The following is a 1,112-nucleotide window of genomic DNA, read 5'->3' as shown; positions in this document are numbered from 1 at the left end:
GTCTTCGCCCTGCAGCGTCAGGTATTCCCCGAGCAGGCGCGCCGAACAGACTTCGCCCAGCCCCTGCACGCGCTGCAGGACGAGTTCCGGCAGCCCGCCAATGACGATCAGTGCGTTGAGGATTTCCTCGAGCCGGGTGAAGCGCTCGTCCACCCATTCGATCACCGGTCCCGATGCCTCGCCGAGCAGCGCGACGGCCGCACCGCGATGGCGCGCACGCAAGGCGTGCCAGGCCTCATGCCACTCCGGGCGATTGGCCGCGGCCAACTCGCACAGCTCGATCAACGCGTCGGTCACGCCCTTCATCGCCGACACCACGGTGACCTGCACGTCCTCGTCGCGCGCCAGCAGCAGCTGCGCCACATGGCGGTAACGGTCGGCATCGGCGACGGAGGTGCCGCCGAACTTGTGGACGACGGTGCGCGGTTTGGGTTGTTCGACTTCGGCGTTGCGGGACGACATGGGTCAGGAACCTCGGGTAGGAGGCCCGGCACGGCGTCAGGAAGTGGGGAGGCCCTGCATCCTGATCCGGGTGCGGGGCCGTGGTCTGCGGATTACGCGAACACAACCAACCGCACCCGACGAGTCAGGGTGGTAATGGTGGTGGTAATGGACGTGCGTCCGGCATCCGCGCGCGCCACCGCAGCCGACGGGGCCGGCGTGGACAACATGGCGTGCGAGGCATGCGAGTGCATGGACGAAGAAAAACACGCCACCCGGGGGGGCTGTCAAGCGTTGCGACGCAACAACGCCAAGGATTTCAGATGGATGCAACTGAAACCAATGGTGTGCGCACTACAGCATGCGGGTCATGAAGACGCTGTTGGGATCCTCGGCGTAATCGCCGAACGGCGCACACGGAATGAAGCCTGCGCGGGCGTAGAGCGCACGTGCCGGCGCGAAGTACGCCATTGATCCGGTTTCCAGGCTGAGGCGCGAGTACCCGCGCCGGCGGGCCTCCCCGACGATATGGTCAAGTATCCGCTGGGCGACGCCACGACGCAGATGGTGCCGCGCCGTCCGCATCGATTTCACCTCGCCATGGCCCGCATCCAGTTGACGCAGCGCACCGCAACCGGCGAGCACCTCGCCATCCCATGCCGCCCAGAAAC

General features: G+C 66.5%; 2 protein-coding genes. Both read right to left on the bottom strand.

What is annotated here, in order from left to right; translation table 11 throughout:
- Positions 1–462: amino acid kinase family protein (locus AC04L7_RS19285; RefSeq protein ID WP_475513786.1), on the bottom strand; the 462-nt coding region annotated here is incomplete at its 3' end.
- Positions 463–795: 333 nt separating this feature from the next.
- Positions 796–1,112, bottom strand: a 317-nt coding sequence (locus AC04L7_RS19280) for a GNAT family N-acetyltransferase (RefSeq protein WP_475513785.1), incomplete at its 5' end; no start/stop codon positions are given.

The organism is Pseudoxanthomonas sp. LjRoot204_2 (assembly GCF_056175765.1).
This window is presented reverse-complemented; position numbering and strand designations above follow the sequence as displayed.